The sequence below is a fragment of the Enterococcus sp. DIV0187 genome (assembly GCF_051713785.1).
Taxonomy (GTDB): domain Bacteria; phylum Bacillota; class Bacilli; order Lactobacillales; family Enterococcaceae; genus Enterococcus_A; species Enterococcus_A avium.
Genome location: NZ_JBIOQO010000001.1, coordinates 1,776,371 through 1,796,764, shown reverse-complemented (window position 1 = coordinate 1,796,764; position 20,394 = coordinate 1,776,371). Strand labels below are relative to the sequence as shown.

The 20,394-nt window shown below is 38.8% G+C and carries 22 protein-coding genes; 16 read left to right on the top strand and 6 right to left on the bottom strand.

Annotation, left to right across the window (positions count from 1 at the left end):
- Positions 1–31 precede the first annotated feature (31 nt).
- From pepF to IGI52_RS08755, 3 genes are all read left to right on the top strand, one after another.
- The gene (gene pepF, locus IGI52_RS08765) at positions 32–1,849 is read left to right on the top strand and encodes an oligoendopeptidase F (protein ID WP_438781074.1); all 1,818 of its coding nucleotides are present in this window, start codon (positions 32–34) and stop codon (positions 1,847–1,849) included.
- 377 nt (positions 1,850–2,226) lie between these two features.
- A complete protein-coding gene (locus IGI52_RS08760; protein ID WP_438781073.1) occupies positions 2,227–3,408 on the top strand; it encodes a class C sortase in 1,182 nt (393 codons plus the stop codon).
- 1 nt (position 3,409) lies between these two features.
- Positions 3,410–4,588: a class C sortase gene (locus IGI52_RS08755; RefSeq protein WP_438781071.1), complete on the top strand. Its 1,179-nt coding sequence runs from the start codon at positions 3,410–3,412 to the stop codon at positions 4,586–4,588.
- Positions 4,589–4,620: 32 nt separating this feature from the next.
- Here the strand turns inward: IGI52_RS08755 and IGI52_RS08750 are convergent, their stop codons facing one another.
- A complete protein-coding gene (locus tag IGI52_RS08750; RefSeq protein WP_438781069.1) occupies positions 4,621–5,268 on the bottom strand; it encodes a DsbA family protein in 648 nt (215 codons plus the stop codon).
- 16 nt (positions 5,269–5,284) lie between these two features.
- Positions 5,285–5,872, bottom strand: a complete 588-nt coding sequence (locus tag IGI52_RS08745) for a CYTH domain-containing protein (protein WP_438781067.1) — start codon at positions 5,870–5,872, stop codon at positions 5,285–5,287.
- 204 nt (positions 5,873–6,076) lie between these two features.
- Between IGI52_RS08745 and IGI52_RS08740 the strand changes: the two genes are divergently transcribed.
- From IGI52_RS08740 to IGI52_RS08720, 5 genes are all read left to right on the top strand, one after another.
- Positions 6,077–6,742, top strand: a complete 666-nt coding sequence (locus IGI52_RS08740; protein WP_016181505.1) for a GTP pyrophosphokinase — start codon at positions 6,077–6,079, stop codon at positions 6,740–6,742.
- Positions 6,714–7,517, top strand: coding sequence for an NAD kinase (locus IGI52_RS08735; protein WP_016181506.1), 804 nt, complete (start codon positions 6,714–6,716; stop codon positions 7,515–7,517). The genes IGI52_RS08740 and IGI52_RS08735 overlap by 29 nt, the downstream gene beginning before the upstream one ends.
- A 4-nt stretch (positions 7,518–7,521) precedes the next feature.
- Entirely contained in the window at positions 7,522–8,415 is an 894-nt protein-coding gene (locus IGI52_RS08730) for an RluA family pseudouridine synthase (RefSeq protein WP_438781065.1), read from the top strand.
- A gap of 317 nt (positions 8,416–8,732) precedes the next feature.
- On the top strand, positions 8,733–10,103 hold the full coding sequence (mgtE, locus tag IGI52_RS08725; protein ID WP_016181508.1) for a magnesium transporter: 1,371 nt from the start codon (positions 8,733–8,735) through the stop codon (positions 10,101–10,103).
- Between the two features lie 41 nt (positions 10,104–10,144).
- Entirely contained in the window at positions 10,145–10,600 is a 456-nt protein-coding gene (locus IGI52_RS08720) for an NUDIX hydrolase (RefSeq protein ID WP_438781063.1), read from the top strand.
- Between the two features lie 12 nt (positions 10,601–10,612).
- Here IGI52_RS08720 and IGI52_RS08715 read toward each other — a convergent pair whose 3' ends face one another.
- On the bottom strand, positions 10,613–11,248 hold the full coding sequence (locus tag IGI52_RS08715; RefSeq protein WP_049218969.1) for a copper homeostasis protein CutC: 636 nt from the start codon (positions 11,246–11,248) through the stop codon (positions 10,613–10,615).
- Between the two features lie 127 nt (positions 11,249–11,375).
- Here IGI52_RS08715 and IGI52_RS08710 point away from each other — a divergent pair, with 127 nt between their 5' ends.
- The 4 genes from IGI52_RS08710 to recD2 all read left to right on the top strand — a co-directional run bounded on the left by IGI52_RS08710 (position 11,376) and on the right by recD2 (position 16,320).
- Positions 11,376–12,203, top strand: coding sequence for a methyltransferase domain-containing protein (locus IGI52_RS08710; RefSeq protein ID WP_438781061.1), 828 nt, complete (start codon positions 11,376–11,378; stop codon positions 12,201–12,203).
- Between the two features lie 502 nt (positions 12,204–12,705).
- A complete protein-coding gene (gene trmL / locus IGI52_RS08705; RefSeq protein ID WP_102871521.1) occupies positions 12,706–13,212 on the top strand; it encodes a tRNA (uridine(34)/cytosine(34)/5-carboxymethylaminomethyluridine(34)-2'-O)-methyltransferase TrmL in 507 nt (168 codons plus the stop codon).
- A gap of 27 nt (positions 13,213–13,239) precedes the next feature.
- Positions 13,240–13,896 (top strand): histidine phosphatase family protein, encoded by a 657-nt coding sequence (locus IGI52_RS08700; RefSeq protein ID WP_438781060.1) that lies wholly within the window; start codon positions 13,240–13,242, stop codon positions 13,894–13,896.
- A 21-nt stretch (positions 13,897–13,917) separates the two neighbouring features.
- Positions 13,918–16,320 carry an SF1B family DNA helicase RecD2 gene (gene recD2 / locus IGI52_RS08695; RefSeq protein ID WP_438781059.1) on the top strand — a complete coding sequence of 801 codons (2,403 nt, stop codon included), beginning with the start codon at positions 13,918–13,920 and terminating at the stop codon, positions 16,318–16,320.
- A gap of 27 nt (positions 16,321–16,347) precedes the next feature.
- Here the strand turns inward: recD2 and IGI52_RS08690 are convergent, their stop codons facing one another.
- Both IGI52_RS08690 and IGI52_RS08685 read right to left on the bottom strand, forming a co-directional pair.
- Positions 16,348–17,337, bottom strand: coding sequence for a diacylglycerol/lipid kinase family protein (locus IGI52_RS08690; protein WP_176675716.1), 990 nt, complete (start codon positions 17,335–17,337; stop codon positions 16,348–16,350).
- 117 nt (positions 17,338–17,454) lie between these two features.
- Positions 17,455–17,754 (bottom strand): hypothetical protein, encoded by a 300-nt coding sequence (locus tag IGI52_RS08685; protein WP_311861419.1) that lies wholly within the window; start codon positions 17,752–17,754, stop codon positions 17,455–17,457.
- A gap of 199 nt (positions 17,755–17,953) precedes the next feature.
- Here IGI52_RS08685 and IGI52_RS08680 point away from each other — a divergent pair, with 199 nt between their 5' ends.
- Positions 17,954–18,454, top strand: coding sequence for a QueT transporter family protein (locus IGI52_RS08680; RefSeq protein WP_016181518.1), 501 nt, complete (start codon positions 17,954–17,956; stop codon positions 18,452–18,454).
- 45 nt (positions 18,455–18,499) lie between these two features.
- Here IGI52_RS08680 and cbpA read toward each other — a convergent pair whose 3' ends face one another.
- Positions 18,500–19,141: a cyclic di-AMP binding protein CbpA gene (gene cbpA, locus IGI52_RS08675; protein ID WP_016181519.1), complete on the bottom strand. Its 642-nt coding sequence runs from the start codon at positions 19,139–19,141 to the stop codon at positions 18,500–18,502.
- A 243-nt stretch (positions 19,142–19,384) separates the two neighbouring features.
- On the opposite strand from cbpA, the gene rpmG reads away from it, so the two are divergent.
- From rpmG to nusG, 3 genes are all read left to right on the top strand, one after another.
- Positions 19,385–19,537 carry a 50S ribosomal protein L33 gene (rpmG, locus tag IGI52_RS08670; protein WP_010739830.1) on the top strand — a complete coding sequence of 51 codons (153 nt, stop codon included), beginning with the start codon at positions 19,385–19,387 and terminating at the stop codon, positions 19,535–19,537.
- Between the two features lie 12 nt (positions 19,538–19,549).
- The gene (gene secE, locus IGI52_RS08665; RefSeq protein WP_010746478.1) at positions 19,550–19,720 is read left to right on the top strand and encodes a preprotein translocase subunit SecE; all 171 of its coding nucleotides are present in this window, start codon (positions 19,550–19,552) and stop codon (positions 19,718–19,720) included.
- Positions 19,721–19,816: 96 nt separating this feature from the next.
- The gene (nusG, locus tag IGI52_RS08660; protein ID WP_034876867.1) at positions 19,817–20,359 is read left to right on the top strand and encodes a transcription termination/antitermination protein NusG; all 543 of its coding nucleotides are present in this window, start codon (positions 19,817–19,819) and stop codon (positions 20,357–20,359) included.
- The last annotated feature ends 35 nt before the right edge of the window (positions 20,360–20,394 follow it).

Sequence of the window (20,394 nt, the reverse complement as noted above, 5' to 3'; positions counted from 1 at the left end):
AAAAGTATCTTAACCAGTTAGGAGTGTTTTTATGAGTGAAGCAAAACAATTGCCCAAACGCCAAGAAGTTCCTATTGAGCTGACTTGGGACTTAACGAAAATTTTTGCAGATGATGCTGCTTTTGAGGAGAAATTCCAAGCCTTATCAGAGGAGCTAACCGAAGTTGATAAGATTAAGGGAACTTTGGCTCAAGGTGCAACGGAATTTTTAACAGCGATTGAATATGTTTTAGATATTTATCGCAAAGCGGAGGTCATTTATGTATATGCACATCTAAAAAATGATGAAGATACTGCAAATACAACAAATCAAGCATTATATGCACGGGCTTCTAGCTTAATTGCACAGGTTAGTGAAGCAGTCAGCTGGTTTGAGCCAGAAATGCTGGAGCTATCAGACCAAGAAATTTGGGCCTTTTTTGAGAAGGAATCCAAATTAGAGCTGTATCGCCATTTTGTTGAGCAGATCATTTCTGAGAGGGCACACATTTTACCAGCTGAACAAGAGGCGCTGTTAGCTGGTGCTAGTGAGATTTTTGGTAGTTCTGCGGATACATTTTCTATTATGAACAATGCGGATCTGAAATTCCCAGTTGTAAAAAATGACGAGGGTGAAGATGTTCAATTAACACATGGGGTTTATGGTCAATTATTAGAAAGTACGAACCTAAATGTTCGTGAACAAGCATTTAAATCCTTATATTCTGTTTATCATCAATTTCGTAACACCTTTGCTTCAACCTTGAGCACACATGTCAAAGGGCATAACTACAAGGCTAAGGTCCGTGGATACGGCTCTGCTCGTGAAGCGGCTTTGAGCGGAAATCATATTCCAGAAGATGTATATGAAACATTGACTTTGGTGGTTAATCAGTATTTGCCGCTATTGCATCGATATGTTGAATTACGGAAAGAGCTACTAGGATTAGATGAGCTGCATATGTATGATTTATATACACCGCTTTTAGCAGAAGTGCCAGTCAAGTTTAGTTACGAAGAAGCACAGGCAAAGGCACTTGAAGCCTTAAAGCCATTAGGTGAAGAATATCTAGAAGTTGTGAAGAAGGCTTTTGCTGAACGCTGGATCGATGTGGTTGAAAATCAAGGTAAACGCAGTGGTGCGTATTCTTCTGGTGCTTATGATACGCAACCGTATATTCTTTTGAACTGGCATGATCGGCTAGATGAGCTTTATACGTTAGTTCATGAGATGGGGCACAGTGTTCATAGTTATTTCACCCGTCATACGCAGCCTTATGTTTACGGCGATTACTCGATCTTTTTAGCAGAGATTGCTTCAACAACCAACGAAAATCTTTTAACTAGTTATCTATTAGAAACAGAAAAGGATCCAAAAATTCGTGCCTATATCATTAACCATTATTTAGATGGATTTAAGGGAACCATTTTCCGTCAAACACAATTTGCGGAGTTTGAACACTTTATTCATACTGAAGATGCGGCTGGCAATCCATTGACCAGCGAACATCTAAGCAAATTCTATGGTGAATTGAATACGAAATACTATGGACCAATCGTTGTTAACGACGAAGAAATCAAGGATGAATGGTCAAGAATCCCGCATTTCTACTATAATTATTATGTCTATCAGTATGCGACTGGCTTCTCAGCAGCGAGTGCTTTAGCAAAACGTATTGTTGAGGCGGAACCAGATGCGTTAGAGAAATATTTGACCTACTTAAAATCAGGTAGCAGTGATTATCCAATCGAGGTGATGAAAAAAGCCGGTGTTGATATGACCCAGCCAACCTATATCGAAGACGCGATGGAAATCTTTGCTCAACGGCTAGATGAGCTGGAAGAGCTTGTTGAAGTGTTGAAAAATTAATTAATGATGAAGCAGGAGTGGAATGAAGCTCCTGCTTTTTTGACGTTTTATTTGAAGCCGAGAGTTACATAGCAAGATAGCCGACTTAAGAGACTCGCTAGTTATGAAGGAAATTTTGAACGATTGCTGCTTTTTGGTTCATTGTTATCCGAAAATATATTTATTTTTATTAAAGATTGCTATTCTATAACTTTTTTATAAACATTAAATAATAGAAAATTAGGCTTGAAAAAAAGTGAATAGGACAAGGTTTCGTAATTGAATTCTTAATAAATAGACCGTTATATTCAAATATTTGAAAGAAATTATACAAATGGAATTTCTCTTTTGATAATTATTATGCGAGAATTAGCATAAGTAGAGGGGGTGGAGTTCTAATGAGTAAACCGAATAAAAGGGACAAGATTGATCTGCTTTTAAAGTTATCAATTGCGGTCATGTTTATAGTTGGTTTTCTAATTTTTATGTATCCCTTCGTCGTTGATTCGATCAATAATTATGTGGACCAACAACGGCTTGAAGAAGTTCAGGATAAAATGGAGGCACGTTCGGAGGCTGAAAAGAAAAAACGGCTGGCGAAGCTTGAAAAAGAAAATAAAAAATTAAAGACGATCATTCCAGGAGCAGGAAGTTTTGAGGATCCTTTTGAATCTTCCTTAGAAGGAACCAAGAGTCCGAAAAAGGAATATTACGAAGAACATATGATTGGTGCAGTGTACATTCCCAAAATAAATGTGAGTCTGCCAGTTTATGATGAAACGAATGATTTTTTGCTAGATAAGGGAGCGACGGTTCTGCAAGGAACCTCCTTTCCAGTTGGAGGAAAGGGTACGCATTCGGTAATCACAGGGCATACTGGTTTGCCTGAAAAGAAGCTTTTTACTGACCTAGAGTTACTGAAAAAGAAGGACAAGTTTTTCTTACATATAGAAGGAAAAAAATTAGCTTATCAGGTTGATCGTATTAAAATCGTAAAACCTGATAAGTTTGATGCGCTTAAAATTGAATTGGATCGAGATTTGGTGACGTTGTTGACATGTACCCCTTATGGAGTAAATAGTCATCGCTTACTAGTTACGGGACATCGAATTGCTTATCCCGTTGAGGCAGCGAAAAAAATCAAGGGAACTGAAAAATACCATCGTCGGCGTGTGTACTATTTGATTGCGGGCTGTGTCTTCTTCTCACTGCTTTTCGGATACTTTGTTTGGCGCAAAATTATCCTTTATCAATCGAAAAAACGCGATTATACTTTTGTCTTCTATCTATATGAGAATGGCGAGCCTTTGCCAGGAGTACGTGCATTGCTTACGCAAAAACGGGATGTTGTTCGCATAAATGGCAAGCTTGTCCATACAATCAGTGACCGATTCGGGAAAATCGAATTCAAAAATATTCCAGGCGGTGTTTATCGTGTAGAAACGGAAAATGGACTGAGTGTGAAAGGGAAGATTTGGCGATTAAAAGATCGTAAGTTCAAAATTCTTAAACGTCGCGGATATAAGAACATCAAGCAGAAAATTAAACACTTTATTATTGAAAGTAAGAAGGTGAATTAACGTGAAGCAATCACCTAAGCCGAAAAGTGCCAGAAGGCAATTGATTAGCAAGATTTTTATGATTATAGTCTTTTTGGTTGGGGTACTTGTGATGATGTATCCATTTTATATCAACGCAGTCAATGACTTTATTGACCAAAAACGAATGGAAGAAGTTCAGCGGCAAAACAAAGAACAGAATAAGGAACAAGTGCGCAAGGCTAAAGAGCGGATGAAAAAACGCAATGAGGAGCTAAAGAAGAATGGTCTTGTACCTAAGGCTCCGAAATTTACAAATAGTAATGAACGGAAAATCGTTAGTGATGAATATATTCGTGAGCATTTGATTGGAGCCGTTAGTATTCCTGCGATTGAAATCACTTTGCCTTTGTTCGACACAACCAATGAAAAGCTGTTGCAAGAAGGGGCCACTGTTTTGCAGGGAACCTCATTTCCGACTGGCGGGATTAATACGCACTCAGTGATTTCTGCACATAGTGGGTTGCCTGAGAAAAAACTATTTACTGATTTAGAAGACGTGAAGATAGGTGAGGTTTTCGTCATTACATTGTTCGAGGAAAAGCTTGCTTATGAAGTAGATAAAATCGATATCGTTGAACCAAAGGATACATCCGTGATTAATATTGAACCTGGACGCGATATCGTGACTTTATTGACTTGTACACCTTATATGATCAACAGTCACCGATTGTTAGTAACGGGATATCGGGTACCCTATACAGAAGATATGGCAAAAGCGATCGAAAAGGCAGATGACTCGCGAAAATTGAAACAAATACTGATTTTGGTTGGTGTCGGGCTTACCATTTTGATACTACTTATTGGCATGTATCGTGTGATCCATGCGTATCTTTTGAGAAAACGACGGTTCAATTTGAATCTTCTTCGTACAGATGTGGCAGGAAACGTATTAGCTGGACGAGAATTTGCGATGTACACGAATAATGGAAAACGACCAGTCCAAAGACAAGGTATTCCACTAGTCACAGTGACAGATGAAGCTGGACGAGCTCGTTTTGAAAATATTCCAGGCGGCGTTTACTGTATCAAGGATAACGAGGGTGTGGGCTTCAATGTTGGCATTAAAAAGCTGCGTCAGGAAAAGATTGATCTCTATCTAACCAAGCAGCAGAAGAACTATATTTTCACTAAAAATAATGCGGTTCAGATCAAAAAATAGGGTCATTGCCAAGCGGCAATGACCCTTTTCTATTAAATTAGCGATAAATGATTATCAATATCTGATTGTCTGATTGGTCTGTCTTTGCTTTGTGATTCTAAGAACGCGATTAATGATTCCTTCGTGCTATATGTATCTAAAATATGGTGGATCGTATCACAACCTTCGATTCTGATGCCCGCATCGCTATCGCTGCCGTAATTATAAATGACCGCTGAGGGATGACAGGTGATCTGCATTTCATGGGCAATTTGCTGATCGGTCAAAAAAGCTTCTTGGACAAAAGCCGAATGACGATCCTCTAGAAACATTTCTAAGTCACCGCCAACTTTAATGAACAGTTGGATCGCCATTTTTTTAGAATAAGGTTGATTTTGTTCGCCTACTGCTTTTTGTAACTCAACTAAAAAGTCGCGTCCACGCTTTTTTCCTTGAAGGTGGGCAGCTTTGACGTCTAATGCAGCAGAGTGAATCTCTTGAGATAGTTCGGTCCGCAATTGGATATCTTTTTCAGAGGCGCCGATACGTTGCATGAATTCCGAGACTGTTTTCAAATTCATAATAGGAATCATGCGTAATTGAATTTTCATATCATACTGATTGATCAAGTTGATAATCCGCCGTTCAATCGATAAACATCTTTTCCCAATTGGATTAACAAATAAATAAATCTCGATCACTAGATCCCCTCCATTTCTAAATTTTTTCTTGCTGCGCACTCACAGCTCGAGCAATTTTATTTTTTGTTTTGCGATAAGGGAGTTCGAACTTGTTAAGTAGTTGCTTAAAATCCCCCTCATTAAAATTGTAATCAGGCACTTCCAACTCTAATTCAAAATCGTGATAATCACTGTACCAACTTTCATCCAATGCTAGTTTTCCTTCAGGGATTGTGAACTCAGCTCGTTTTGTGATTAACTTCCCAATTAGATGCAAGTCTGATAATGAAATATTGAATGTTCGTAGCTGCCCCAAAATCTCTGTTGCTTGTGGGGTGAACTGATCTTTATTGATGGCTTGTTCTACTTCATCCAGCGATAAACGGTCAGTAACTTCTAATAATCCGACTGTTTGCGGAATTTTCAAAGTGGCTTCAGCTGTATCGGAGAAGTATCGAATTCTTAATCCCATCCCTCGCTGTTTTAATTGAAAATCAGCAGTGTCGAAATAGAGATTCGTTTGAATTACGAATTGTTTATTCGTAACATTATAGTAGCGTAACAATTTTTCATAGTCATTTTGTGTTAACATACTCTTGAATTCGATTTCAATTTCTTTGCTCACTCTTATTTTACCTCTGATCCTAAAAAAATCCTATTATAAAACATCCTCACATAGAATAACCTAAATAGTCAAACGATTAGAACTAATTCCATGAAAATGTTAGTATTTTGTAATATTTGGCATAGGAGAAAAATGTGACAATTTTTTCTAATGAAGGTTTATGATAAGATAAGTAGGAATGGAAAATGAAGCGGGGGATTTGCGATGGAGAGAGATTGGGAAACATTTCTTGCGCCCTATGAATTAGCAGTAGCTGAATTAAAAATAAAATTACGCGGATTACGCAAACAATATCGCACGAGCGGAGATCATGTACCGATTGAATTTGTGACGGGACGTGTGAAGCCGGTAGAGAGTATTCTTAATAAGGCGGAGCTTCGAGGAATTCCGCTAGATCGTTTAGAAGAAGAGATGTCTGATATGGCAGGAATGCGTATCATGTGCCAGTTCGTAGAGGATATTCCTTTAGTGGTAGATATTTTGCGGCGTCGTAATGACATGAAGATTATTCAAGAGCGGGATTATATCACGAATCGGAAAGCTAGTGGGTATCGTTCCTATCATTTGGTCATTGAGTATCCGGTTCAGATGTTAGAAGGAGAGAAGAAATTACTTGCTGAGATTCAAATCAGAACCTTATCAATGAACTTTTGGGCCACTATAGAACATTCAATGAATTACAAATACAAAGGTCAAATACCAGAAGATATTCAAAAACGATTGTTTCGTGCAGCCGAAGCAGCCTATCAATTAGATGAAGAAATGTCCAGTATTCGGGACGAGATTCAAGAAGCGCAGCATGTATTTAATCGTAAGGAACAGAAAAAGGAAGTGGGACAGCATGGGGTTAAGGATCGGAATCATCCATAATCAAGAAGAAAAATCGATTCGAGTGTTGCAGCGCCTGCGCGGGTTGTTGGCAGATAAGGATGATCTAGAGGTCGTGGATCGTGATCCGGAATTGGTGATTACGATTGGTGGGGATGGGACCCTTTTGTCGGCTTTTCATCGTTACAATCATCGACTAAACGAAGTCCGTTTTTTAGGAGTCCATACAGGGCATTTAGGGTTTTATACGGATTGGCGAGACTATGAACTGCCTGAATTAGTTAATAGTTTAAGTTGCGAACAAGGTAAGAGTGTTAGTTATCCATTGTTGGATGTTCTTTTGACGACAACAGATGGGGAACAAAAACATTTTTTGGCATTAAATGAGTCAACCATTCGTAAGGGAAGCCGTACGATGGTAGCGGATGTTTATATAAAAGAAGAACTATTTGAGCGCTTTCGAGGCGACGGATTAGCAATCTCCACACCAACTGGTTCAACGGCCTATAATAAAAGTGTCGGTGGTGCAGTGGTTCATCCTAGTATCAATGCGATGCAGTTAGCAGAAATAGCTTCATTGAATAATCGTGTTTTCCGGACATTAGGCTCACCTAGTATCATTGGTTCCCATGAATGGATCGATGTCCGACTGAAAAGTAATGAGCAGCATCTAATCACAATTGATCAGTTGGATATCAATCGTAAAGGTATTACATCAATCAAGTATAAAATCGCCGAAGAACGCATTCATTTTGCTTCATATCGGCATATGCATTTTTGGCATCGAGTAAAGGATGCCTTTATTCGAGAGGATTAATTTTGTGGAATTTAAATGGATTTATCAAGAATCAACTGAATCACTTGTACGCACTTTCTTGAAACGTCAAGGAATCTCAAAAAAGTTATTAGCGAAAATTAAATTTCAGGGTGGAAAAATTTTAGTGAATGATACGGAACAAAACGTCTTGTTTTCTTTAAAAACCCATGATATTGTAACTGTTGTGATTCCGGACGAGGAAGCGCATGAAACGTTATTGGCAGATGATGTACCAATTGAAATTATTTTTGAAGATGAGCATCTGCTAGTTGTAAATAAACCAGCGGGAATTGCATCAATTCCAGCGCAGTATCATCCTCGAGGAACAATGGCTAACCGAGTCAAAGCTTATTATGTGGCTCAAGGATACGCTGACCAAGTAGTACATGTTGTTACCCGCTTAGATCGTGATACTTCCGGACTGATGCTTTTTGCCAAGCATGGATTTGCACATGCTAAGCTAGACCAAAGCCTGCAGCAAAAGGAATTTGTCAAAAAATATCAAGCATTGGTCTCAGGTGACGTATATGCTTTAGAAGAACATGGAAATATTTCCTTACCGATCGGTCGTGACTTATCTTCTTTATTGAGACGGCAGGTGATCGAAACAGGACAAAAAGCTGAAACGGAATACTGGCTGAAAAAAAGAAATCGGCACTGTGCATTAGTTGACGTTCAATTACATACAGGACGTACGCATCAAATTCGAGTACATTTTTCAGCGATTGGCTGTCCTTTGTTGGGTGATGAGCTATATGACGGTGCTCTGGATCAAGGAATCGATCGACAGGCTCTTCACTGCTATTCCTTAACGTTTCCTCATCCTTTCAAAAGAGAACAGCTTTCTTTTACGCTGCCATTAGCCGAAGACATGGCGACAATAGCCAAAACGATTTAGACAGAAGCAATTATTAAAACAAGACCGGTAATATATGCCTGAAAAAAAGTAAAAGTAATAATATAGTACAAGCAGTCTAGCAGAATGGTATCCGAAACGAGAATCGAACTATTTTTTTCATAGAAAAAAATAATTCATTAAAAACGAGGTAGGTTGCCAGTTCTGCTTTAAGCAGTAATTAACGTATGAGTAAAAAAACAAAAAGTAAAAGTAGTAATACAATACAAGCAGTCTAGCAGAATGGTATCCGAAACGAGAATCGAACTATTTTTTTCATAGAAAAAAATAATTCATTAAAAACGAGGTAGGTGAGATTGATGGATGAAAACCAAGAAGAATTAGAAGTACATTTCCAACAATTACGGGAGGAACTGGATCAGAATGATTTGCAGGCTTTTCGTGATCATTTTCTGGAAATGCATTTTTATGATCAAGGGCAATTTTATCAATCTCTAAGTGAAGAGGAACGTCAACTCGTTTATTCGTATCTATCACCCAAAGAATTAGCAGATATGTTTGATGTCATTGAAGAAGATGATGAGCATATGGATGAATACCTAAATGAGATGCGGCCCCAATATGCTGCTGATATGCTAGCTGAAATGTACACCGATAACGCAGTGGATTTACTGAATGAGCTAGATAAGAAAACAGTAGCGAAGTATCTAAGTCTAATGGATTCTGAGCATGCGAATGAGATTCGTGAGCTGCTCCATTATGAAGATGACACAGCTGGATCATTGATGACGACTGAATTTGTCTCGATTGTCGCGAATCAAACGATGCGTTCAGCTATGTATGTTTTGAAAAAAGAAGCCCAAATCGCTGAGACAATCTATTATACTTATGTAGTGAATGATGATAATCAGCTGGTTGGGGTTATTTCGTTGCGTGATTTGATCGTAAATGAAGACGATACAATGGTTTCTGATGTTATGAGCGAGCGGGTGATTTCCGTTCATGTCGGCGATGACCAAGAAGATGTCGCTCAAACATTTCGTGACTATGACTTCCTTGCTTTGCCTGTAACAGACTATGATGATCATTTATTGGGAATTGTAACGGTTGATGATATTATTGACGTAATTGATGACGAGGCAGCCAGTGACTACTCTGGTTTGGCTGGGGTCAATGTCGAAGAGGTGGATGAAAATCCTGTTAAGGCAGCCTCTAGAAGGTTGCCATGGTTAATCACTTTGCTGTTTCTTGGAATGACGACGGCGACACTAATTAATCATTATGAAGCATTGGTTAGTAAAGCGAGTATTTTGGCAGTGTTCATTTCTCTGATTACTGGGACAGCGGGAAATGCTGGTACACAATCACTTGCGGTCGCAGTACGTCGCTTAGCGATATCTGATGATAACGAGAAGAATTTCGGGAAACTAGTCGTAGGCGAAATTTTGACAGGCTTAGTGACAGGCTTAGTAACTGGAGTGACAATCTTTATTATTGTTGGGATTTGGAAGCACAATTTTATCTTAGGTTTCGTAATCGGAGCTGCGATGATGGCCGCTATTACGGTTGCGACACTAGCTGGGAGTTGGATTCCAATGATAATGGAGAAATTAGGCTTTGATCCAGCCGTCGCTAGCGGTCCGTTTATTACCACTTTGAGCGATTTGACCAGTGTATTGATTTATTTTAATATAGCCAGTCTCTTTATGGAGCGATTTATTGGACATTGAATGATTAGTAAAAGACATATGCTGAAAGTAGTGAGAAAATTTTGAAAAAAGCTTATGCCATTGTTATCCGGAATGGATTGATTTTGTTAGTCCGGCGTCAAGGAGTGCCTGTTTGGGATTTACCTGGAGGCGAACTTCTTTCCAATGAGAATGAACGAGAAGGAATTCAGCGCTTAATTAAAGAGCAGCTTTCTTTTGATAGTACAATTGATGATTTAATTGGAATTTATACAAAAGAGTATCATGATGAAGTGACATACGTTTATAAGGTAAAGGAAAAAGTTTCCCAAAGCAAAATGGAATCGCAAGATTATGTGGCCTTCAATTTTTTTGATCTTCAAAATTTGCCACTAAACATTTTTCCGGATCGACATCGTCAAATCAAAAATTATAAGACAGGACGTTATCCAGTACGCTTGAGTTTTAAGGGAAATCGTTGGTTTATTCGAATTGAAAAATTCATTAAGGAACGAAAGAAGAGAAGTGACTCAAAATGAGCCACTTCTCTTTTAAATTGATACGATTTTTGTCCCGTGAAGTTCATTTACTCCCAGCGTTTTAGCGATTCTTTCCGCATTTTCTGCGTTGATACCACCGCCAGGTAAAATAATAATGCGACCAGCCGCGTAATCAATCAATTCTTTTAGATGGGGCAGATTGTCTTCTATGGTAGACGTTAATGGTCCACCGTGAGTCAGTATGCGATCAATACCTAAGCGTGAGAACCAATCGATGGTCTTAAATTGTTCTTCTTTTGAAAGCTCATCAAATGCCATATGAAAAGTCGTTAATACCCCTTCGCTATTGCCTAGCAGCATCTCTAAAGCTTCCTCATCAACTTCATTATCTTCTGTAAGACAGCCGAAAACCACGCCATCAGTCCCAGCATTCTTTGCATGAATCAAATCATTTTCCATGATTTTCAACTCAATATCATTATAGACAAAATTCCCGCCACGAGGACGAATCATAGTCATGACAGGTACATGCTTTTCCCCAGCATAAGCTAAGACTTCTTCAATTACTCCCATACTTGGAGTTGTTCCGCCAGCTGCTAAGTTATCACATAGTTCAATACGTCCAGCGCCAGCTTGGATCGCTTTAGGAATATCGGTATAATTTTCAGCGCAAAATTCTTTAATCATGATTGTATCCTCCAAATCGAGCTAAATTTTTTAAGGTGATACTTACGACGTATAGTTTAGCACATCTTGACGATAGTAGGAATAGATGAACTATGCTATGATAGGATAGCGAAAAGGGAGTGAAAAGATGCTTAAAAAAATTGATCGGGGCGCGCTGTTTTTAGCGAAGCAGCAGGTACTATTTCGCTGTCCAAAGTGTCACCAAGAAATGAATCAAATAGAAAAAAGCTTAACCTGCATAAATGGGCATCGCTTTGATTTAGCAAAAAAGGGCACGCTTTATTTTTTAGATCACCAAATCAAAACAGAATATGACAACGAAATGTTTGAACCGCGAGGACGCATGATTCGATCGGGAATGTATCAACCTGTGATAGAAAAAATTGCGCATTTGATAAAACCGGGAAATCTTCTGGATGTCGGCTGTGGTGAGGGAAGTTTTTTGCAAGAAATCAATCAAGTAAATGCTAATCCAGTAAATATTGGTTTTGACATTGCTAAGGAAGGCGTTTATTTAGCAAGTAATCAAGCAATCCATGCTTTTTGGTGTGTGGCTGATTTGACCAATTTGCCATTTGCAGATCAATCCTTTGATACGATTTTAAATATTTTTTCTCCTTCACATTATAGTGAATTTAAGCGAGTGATGAAGCCGGAGGGCTGTGTAGTCAAAGTAATTCCTCAAGTTGGCTACCTAAAGGAACTTCGAGCGATTTACCATCCAGATGGGGAAGAGTATTCCAATGAGGCGGTTATTCAACGTTTCACAGAAGAACTTAAAATTGATCACCGTGAACGTGTAACTTATGAGTTTGAGATACCGCAAGAAAATCGGTTAGATCTTTTAGAAATGTCACCATTGGAATGGCAGGTTACACCTGAAATAAAGGCCAAGTTAGCGGATAATCCTTTGAAACGAATTACGATTGATATCGAAATATTAAAAGGATATTAGAGAATGCGCTTTCATTCAAATTCCTGAAAATAGAAGGTTGCATTTGTGACTTCGTGATGTTATAGTACTAACAAGTTGTTTTTCATTGGTTTTTATCAGGTTCCTGTTCTGATAAAAGTTAGTGAAAAGTGCTTCACTAACGTAGCGACTCGCCGTGCTAGACACCGAGTTGGTACGTTTTTTTTTGTCAGTTCTGCTTTTTGCAGTTTTGCTGAATTTGAAAAGGATACAAGGTGTAATTATCTTACCTTTTAACGAGCAGTTTAGCAGAGTGATAGGCGTACGAACATCGCTTCATTTTTCCGGTCTTTGGGAAAATGATTTCTTTGCTTGTGAGTTAGCTGCGAGTTCAAATTTTCACAGTTAGTCGAGACGTTTAGTTGAATCGTAACTTGAGGGTAGCAGCGAGCACTTTAATTCTAAACAATATAAATACTTCAAATAGAATATATAGCGAAAAATCATACTTGAAATAACTACTTATAAGATTGAGGGAACGAACATGACAAATCATATTGTATTATTTGAACCACAGATTCCTGCAAACACAGGAAACATTGCACGAACATGTGCAGCAACGAATTCACCACTGCATTTGATAGAACCACTAGGTTTTTCTACAGATGACAAACATTTAAAACGAGCTGGTTTAGATTACTGGAATGATGTTAATATTACTTACCATAAGAACTTAGCAGCATTTCTAGAGCATCTTGAAGAACGCCCCCTTCATTTGATCACCAAATTCGCTAATGCGACTTATTCAGAAATTGATTACACTGATGACGCCGACCACTTTTTCATGTTTGGCAAGGAAACCACTGGATTACCAGAAGAATTTATGCGGAAAAACGAGGATAAGTGTTTACGCATTCCAATGAATGATGAGCATGTACGTTCTTTGAACCTTTCTAACACAGTTGCTTTAGTCGTCTATGAAGCGTTACGGCAACAAAATTTTCCAAATTTGGAATTGACGCATCATTATGAAAACGATAAGTTAGATTAGACAATAAGAACTCGGAAAGGGATTTTTATGAAACTTTATTTTACACGTCACGGGAAAACTCGTTGGAATCAAGAAAAACGTTTTCAAGGAATGATGGGCGATTCGCCGTTGTTACCAGAAAGTTTGGAAGCGATCAAAGCATTGGGCAAAGAGTTAAAGGATATACCGTTTGAAAAAATTTATACAAGTACATTGAAACGGGCTTATCTGACTGCTGAAGGAATTAACAAGCAATTGGCACAGCCAACTGAAATTGTTCGTTCTGAAGATTTACGTGAGCTGGGTTTAGGCAGCTTGGAAGGTCAATTAATTCCTGTTATTGAAGAACGCTATCCTAAAGACATGGTAAATTTACGTCATCATTTGGAGCTTTACGATCCAACTCCTTTTGATGGAGAGAAAATTGAAGATATGTTGAAACGCATCAATGATTTAGTGGAAAAAGCAGTTGCTGAAGCCAAGGAAGGTCCATTGCTTTTTGTCGGTCACGGGGCCGCATTAACCGCAGCAATCCAAGCGTTGACAGGAAAATCAATGAGCGAACTACGAGAGATGGGCGGCTTATTTAACAACAGCCTGACGATTTTAGAAGCGGAAAATGCTAAACAGCCTTATCAAATGATCCAATGGAATGATGTCAGTTTCTTAGAAGGGACAGGCTCGAAACCAGATTCGTTGCTATAGAAGGTAGAAAGGAGGCGCAAAATGTCGGAAGAACAGCTCTATATTGTAGGAACGTTAAAGGCGATCTTTTTTCAAAATCCTAGTAATTTTTATAAAGTTCTATTGATTAAAGTGAGTGAGACCAACAGTGATTATCTTGAACAGGAAATTGTTGTTACAGGAAGTTTTGGCGATATGCAGGAAGATGAAGACTATCGCTTTTTCGGACATTTTGTTGATCATCCTCGATATGGAAAGCAATTTCTAGTTGAAAGCTACGAGCAGGCCCATCCAACTTCTGCCAATGGACTAATTAATTATCTTTCTAGTGAGAAATTTCCAGGAATCGGTAAGAAGACCGCGGAGAAAATCATCGAAGTTTTAGGTGAAGAAGCCATTGATCAAATTATGGAAAATCCTGCCGTTTTGGCAAAAGTTCCGAATTTGAACGTGAAGAAACAAAAAGTCATCGTGGAGACAATTCGGCAGAATCATGGCATGGAGCAGATAATTGTTGGGTTAAGTCGTTATGGTTTCGGCAGCCAGCTCTCGTTTGCGATTTTCCAAACCTACCGAAATGAGGCTTTAGAAATCATTGCCGAAAATCCCTATCAATTGGTAGAGGATATTGAGGGGATCGGGTTTAAAAAAGCGGATAGTTTAGCTGAACAATTGGGCATCGCGGCAGATAGTCCACAACGAATTCGTGCCGCGATTTTTCATCAAGTCAATGAGGATGCGAATCAAAGTGGTGATACATATGTTGAAGCTCAGCAGCTATTGTCAGAAGTTTTGCAGTTGTTGGAGACTGCACGACCAGTAGAAATTTCTCCGGATCAAATTGCCAATATGATCATCCAGTTAGTTGAAGAGGAAAAAATTCAACAAGAGGCAACAAAAATCTATGAGAATACGTTGTTTTATAGTGAATGGGGAATAGCCTCTTCGATCGAACGCTTATTGGCACGTAAAAAAGAAATCAATTATCCCCAGAAAGTCATCGATAAAAAGCTGCGTATTATTGAAAAGCAATTGAAGATCACTTATGGCGATTCGCAAGATCAAGCGATCAAAGAAGCGATTCGTTCGCCATTGTTCATTCTGACGGGTGGTCCCGGAACAGGGAAAACGACAGTGATTAATGGCATTGTAAAATTGTTCGCGGAATTGAATGATCTGTCTTTAGATCCGAAAGATTACACACAAGCAGTTTTTCCGATTCTGTTGGCGGCACCGACTGGCCGTGCTGCAAAACGGATGAATGAGACGACCGGATTACCGGCAAGTACGATCCATCGCTTGTTAGGATTGAACGCCAATGATGAAACACCGGATATTGAGGCGAAAGAACTAGATGGCGGATTGTTGATTGTCGATGAGATGTCGATGGTGGATACTTGGTTGGCGAATACCCTATTAAAGGCAATTCCTAATAATATGCAGGTGATTTTTGTAGGAGATAAGGATCAGCTGCCCTCCGTTGGGCCGGGTCAGGTTTTTCATGATTTGTTACAGATTGAAGACATTCCAAAGATGGAGCTGACGGATATTTACCGTCAAGGCGATGGTTCATCGATCATTCCGTTAGCACATGAGATCAAAGATGGAAAACTGCCGCAAGACTTTCGGAAAAATCAACAGGATCGTTCCTTTATTGCTTGTCATGCCTTTCAGATGGAGGAAGTTATCAAGCAGGTCGTGGAACGGGCGAAGAAAAAGGGCTTTACTGCACAAGATGTGCAGGTCCTAGCTCCAATGTATCGCGGACCTGCTGGAATCGATGCGATCAATAAGATGATGCAGGAAATTTTTAATCCTAATGACGGCCGAAAAAAAGAAGTCCAATGGAATGATGTCGTTTATCGGATTGGTGATAAAGTTTTGCAACTGGTCAATAATCCAGAATTGAATGTATTTAATGGCGATATGGGGATTATAGTTGGGATCATTCCGGCAAAAGAATCGGAAGATAAAGTGGATGAACTGGTGATCCAGTTTGATAGTAATGAGGTCAGCTATAAACGTTCTGAATGGAATAAAATCAAGCTTTCATATTGTTGTTCGATCCACAAATCACAAGGGAGCGAATTCAAAATGGTACTCTTGCCGATGGTGAAGCAATATTCACGAATGTTGCAGAGGAACCTTTTATATACCGCGGTAACCCGAAGTAAGGACTTATTGATTCTATTAGGAGAGGAAGAAGCCTTCCAAGCCTGTGTCGTAAGAGAATCAGCGGTGCGAAAAACTACCTTGATTGAACGAATCATGAAGGGGACCGAGATTGCACCGACAAAACCAAAGGCAGAACCATTTAAAGCAGTAGAAGAAAAGCAAAAGTTAGCAACAGACGGGCCGACAATTTTGACGCCAAAATTGATTGCCGCTCAAACGATTGATCCGATGATTGGAATGGCAGATGTTACGCCTGCGATGTTTATGTAAAAAGGACTGAAAAATAAAGCTACAGCTTTATTTTTCAGTCCTTTTGTCTGCGTACCAAATATATTGTGTGGCGGTCGAGAAGTTCATGTCAAAGGAGCGTTCTCCCATATCTTCTCCGTCAGCTTGACCATGCTGCGGTACAACCGAAACAATTCGGATTTTACTACTAGTAAAATGTTTGTAGTGCTTGTTTTCTGTATGTTTTTTCCGTACTAGCTGAATTAAGAAACGCAGAATAGCTGGGAGATTCGGTTTTTCTACGACTACTAAGTCAATCGTCTCTTTTTTTGGATCAGCCATTGGCGCGATCGCTATTCCACCACCGAAATAAGGGATGTTTGTGGTCGTACATAAAAAAGTACGCTCAAAGCTCAATGTTTGGCCATTTAATTCTACGAGAATTGGAAACGACTTTTGAGTGAAAATCGCTTTTACTAGATACAAGGCATAAGAGGCTGAGCCCAAATGATACTTGTTCAATACTTTTTTTGACGTAGAGGCATTCGTTGTCGCAACGATTAATGCATCTAGACCGATCCCGACATTGTTTAAAATGACTCCTTGCTCTTCGCGAATTTTTTCTTCGTAATGGAAAACATTAATCGGTTGTGGCTTTAACGCAGAGGTAATTTGTTCAAAGGCTTTTTCTGGCTCACGCGATAAACCGATTCCTCGAGCAAAATCATTTCCTGAACCAGCAGGAATATAGCTGACAGGAAGTTGCAGACCTAACGCAAAGAATTCATTGACCACTTGATGGAGCGTGCCATCACCGCCAATCACCACTAACAGGTGAAACGAATTGTCGATGTGATCCTTCTCGCAAGTCTCTGACCAAGGGCTTAGCAAATCGGTTAGCCGGTCAACAATCTCTTTTTCATCGCCAGGCCCTTCCGTATAATAAGGTGTGTATGTATAGTCTCCATCATCGAGTAATTGGATGATTTTTTCTGCTGTTTTTTCCGCGTTACCGCTACCGGCTGCGGGATTGATTAAAATATGATAATGAAAATTCATGTCCTCGATCCTTTCAAAGACTGATTATAACAGAGTAACAAAAGGAACAGTAGAAAATTGACCCATTTTTTATCAAACGAACATGCAAAAAAATCCTATGAAAAGAATTCTAGCCATCTAAGCTTTCAATGCTTGGTTAATAACCCAGTCGATGACTTTTTGATCATAATTTGTTGCTTGATAATTTTGATTTACAAAGGCTGCTTTGTTGCTCTTTTTTATATCTACTACTAAATTACTCCAAAGATAAAGCGAGATATGGGTTTCAGTATTTTCTATTCTATATTTTTCTATTAATGGGGCTCGTGTACTGCAACACCCGTAATTTCCATGAGACCAGCGATCTTTGATAACAGCTTCGCCATCTCGTTGCGCCTTTTTATATAATTCGACAATTTCATTGTCAATACCTAACATACCGTTCACCCTTCTTTCGAAAAAAGTATCTTCTACAACTTGATTGTACCACCTGAAGCTCGAAAGAATCCATTTTGATAAACTAATCAAAATAGATTCCAGAGTTGACTTATATTCTGAAAAAACGTATGCTGTAAAAGGTTTACAGCGGTTCATCAACCATCCCGCTTTAAAAAAACTCGGAGAAAGAAGGACAATTATGAATATGGTGGAAAGAAAGCGTGTCACTGTTGTAGTGACCAATGGGATTATTATGGCGCTCTATTTGGCTTTGACAATTTTAGTGTCGCCAGTTGCATCAGGAGCGATTCAGTTTCGTATTTCAGAAAGTTTAAATCATTTAGTTGTGTTTAATCGAAAATATTTATGGGGAATTTTTGGCGGAGTTGTCGTTTACAATGCGATTTTTGGTATGGGCTGGCTCGATGTCGTTTTTGGCGGCGGACAAACTTTGTTGGCGTTAACGTTGACAGCTGTTTTACAAAACGTCATAAAAAATACAAAGATTCGTTTAGCTTTAAATGTTGTATTCTTCAGTGCCAGCATGTTTTTAATTGCATTGATGCTGAATCTAACAGCTCAACTACCTTTTTGGCCAACGTACGGCTGGACGGCATTAAGTGAAGCGATCATCATGACGATCTCGGCACCAATTATGTACTATCTAAATAAACGTTTGCATTTTGCAAATCAACTATAAAAAATGGCGGTCCTATTATCAGGATCGCCATTTCTATTTGAAAAATTAGTCTTGCATAGACAAAGCTTCAACTTCTTGAATCTCAAAATGTTTACGTTCAAGGTGATCAATAATTTGATTCATTTTATTTTCATCTACACCAGCAGGTAAGGTGAACAAAGTACGCCGCCCCTTGAAATCTTTACCAACATCTAACGTGATACAACTTGCGATTGTTGTAAATTTTGAGATGATCTTTGACATGGCTGCCAGATCTCCACGTTTTCCAGTAGATACAACGGTGATTACGTAACTACCTGTTTGGATATTCCAAGATTGCGAGAGCATATTTAATAAGGTACTGTGAGTGAGAATCCCATAAAAATGATGATCCTCATCTAAGACGGTAATATATGGTAATTCTTTAATCGTAAAAAAGATTTTAAAAAAAGAAGTATCTAACGAAATAAATTTTGTCGCATTTTTCAGCAAATGAGTGACTGGGAGATCCATGTCGCCGCCATTTGCCTTGTGCCGGTAAATATGCATTTTGTAGATATTGCCTCGGAAAATTTGATCACTTTCATCAAGGATCGGAACACAACGAAATCCAGTACCTTCCAATATGTCCAATGCCTCTTGCAATGTTGTTGATTCGTTGATCGTTGTCAAATTCTCTTTGGGATAAACGAGACTTTTTAATAACATCCAATAACCCTCCAATAAAGCTATTCATTCTTTCATCATATTATCATATTCTACCTGATAAAGAAATTTATTTTGGAAACAATTCCAATTGATTATTTAAGTACTGAAGAAAGGACTGTGATGTTTATGAAATATTGACAGCAAAAAGGATAGATGATAATGTTAGTCTGTGACTTCATGAGGTTATCATTCTTGTTTCAACAGGAAAATGAATACATTAATAGGAATTAGGAGTAGATCGCTATGGCAACAAAAAAAGCGGCTCTAGCCTGCACTGTCTGTGGTTCAAGGAACTACACGAAATCAGTGAGCGAAGGCAAGCGCGGAGAGCGTTTAGAGATTAATAAGTTTTGCAAACATTGTAATCAGTATACGATACATAAAGAAACGAAATAGGGGGAGAATTAATTGAATTTTTTACGTAGTGTAAGAGAAGAGATGAAGCTTGTTTCATGGCCTTCAAAAAAACAATTACGCCATGATTCATTGGTCGTTATTGAGACAGCGATCATTTTTGCTTTGATGTTTTTCATCATGGATACAGCGATTCAAGCACTGATCAATTTGATCATTCGCTAGTAGCCAATTCAAAAAAAGCATGTTATACTATTTGTGAGAAAAAACCTTGGGATTGCTGAGGTTTTTTTATTTTAGAACGAGGAGCCGATGGCGAAAATGGAATCTTTTGAAAAACAATGGTATGTGTTGCATACTTATTCCGGCTATGAAAACAAAGTAAAAGCAAACTTAGAATCACGTGCGCAAAGTATGCGGATGGAAGACTATATTTTCCGTGTAGTTGTCCCAGAAGAAAAGGAAACAGAAGTTAAGGGCGGTAAAGAAAAAGAAATCGTTCATAAAACATTTCCTGGGTATGTGTTAGTAGAAATGGTCATGACTGATGATTCTTGGTATGTTGTACGTAATACACCAGGTGTAACAGGGTTTGTTGGTTCCCACGGTGCCGGAAGTAAACCAGCGCCATTGATGCCAGAGGAAATAAATCATATCTTGCGATCATTAGGTATGAGTACTCGTCAACACGATCTTGAAGTAGAAGTTGGCGAAACAGTGAAAATCATCGAAGGTGCTTTTGCCGGTCTTGAAGGTGTGATCACTGAAATTGATGAAGAACGTGATAAAATCAAAGCGAACATTGACATGTTCGGACGCGAAACAAGTACTGAGTTAGATTTCGATCAAGTTGATAAAATTTAGATCTACGAGCCGAGGCAGCTGCCTTGGCTTTTTTA

Bases quoted from the DNA above. Each gene is read 5' to 3' on its own strand.
- pepF (WP_438781074.1), top strand. From the start codon at position 32: ATGAGTGAAGCAAAACAATTGCCCAAACGCCAAGAAGTTCCTATTGAG.
- IGI52_RS08760 (WP_438781073.1), top strand. From the start codon at position 2,227: ATGAGTAAACCGAATAAAAGGGACAAGATTGATCTGCTTTTAAAGTTA.
- IGI52_RS08740 (WP_016181505.1), top strand. From the start codon at position 6,077: ATGGAGAGAGATTGGGAAACATTTCTTGCGCCCTATGAATTAGCAGTA.
- IGI52_RS08735 (WP_016181506.1), top strand. From the start codon at position 6,714: ATGGGGTTAAGGATCGGAATCATCCATAATCAAGAAGAAAAATCGATT.
- mgtE (WP_016181508.1), top strand. From the start codon at position 8,733: ATGGATGAAAACCAAGAAGAATTAGAAGTACATTTCCAACAATTACGG.
- IGI52_RS08715 (WP_049218969.1), bottom strand. From the start codon at position 11,248: ATGATTAAAGAATTTTGCGCTGAAAATTATACCGATATTCCTAAAGCG.
- IGI52_RS08710 (WP_438781061.1), top strand. From the start codon at position 11,376: ATGCTTAAAAAAATTGATCGGGGCGCGCTGTTTTTAGCGAAGCAGCAG.
- trmL (WP_102871521.1), top strand. From the start codon at position 12,706: ATGACAAATCATATTGTATTATTTGAACCACAGATTCCTGCAAACACA.
- IGI52_RS08700 (WP_438781060.1), top strand. From the start codon at position 13,240: ATGAAACTTTATTTTACACGTCACGGGAAAACTCGTTGGAATCAAGAA.
- recD2 (WP_438781059.1), top strand. From the start codon at position 13,918: ATGTCGGAAGAACAGCTCTATATTGTAGGAACGTTAAAGGCGATCTTT.
- IGI52_RS08690 (WP_176675716.1), bottom strand. From the start codon at position 17,337: ATGAATTTTCATTATCATATTTTAATCAATCCCGCAGCCGGTAGCGGT.
- IGI52_RS08685 (WP_311861419.1), bottom strand. From the start codon at position 17,754: ATGTTAGGTATTGACAATGAAATTGTCGAATTATATAAAAAGGCGCAA.
- IGI52_RS08680 (WP_016181518.1), top strand. From the start codon at position 17,954: ATGAATATGGTGGAAAGAAAGCGTGTCACTGTTGTAGTGACCAATGGG.
- cbpA (WP_016181519.1), bottom strand. From the start codon at position 19,141: ATGTTATTAAAAAGTCTCGTTTATCCCAAAGAGAATTTGACAACGATC.
- rpmG (WP_010739830.1), top strand. From the start codon at position 19,385: ATGGCAACAAAAAAAGCGGCTCTAGCCTGCACTGTCTGTGGTTCAAGG.
- nusG (WP_034876867.1), top strand. From the start codon at position 19,817: ATGGAATCTTTTGAAAAACAATGGTATGTGTTGCATACTTATTCCGGC.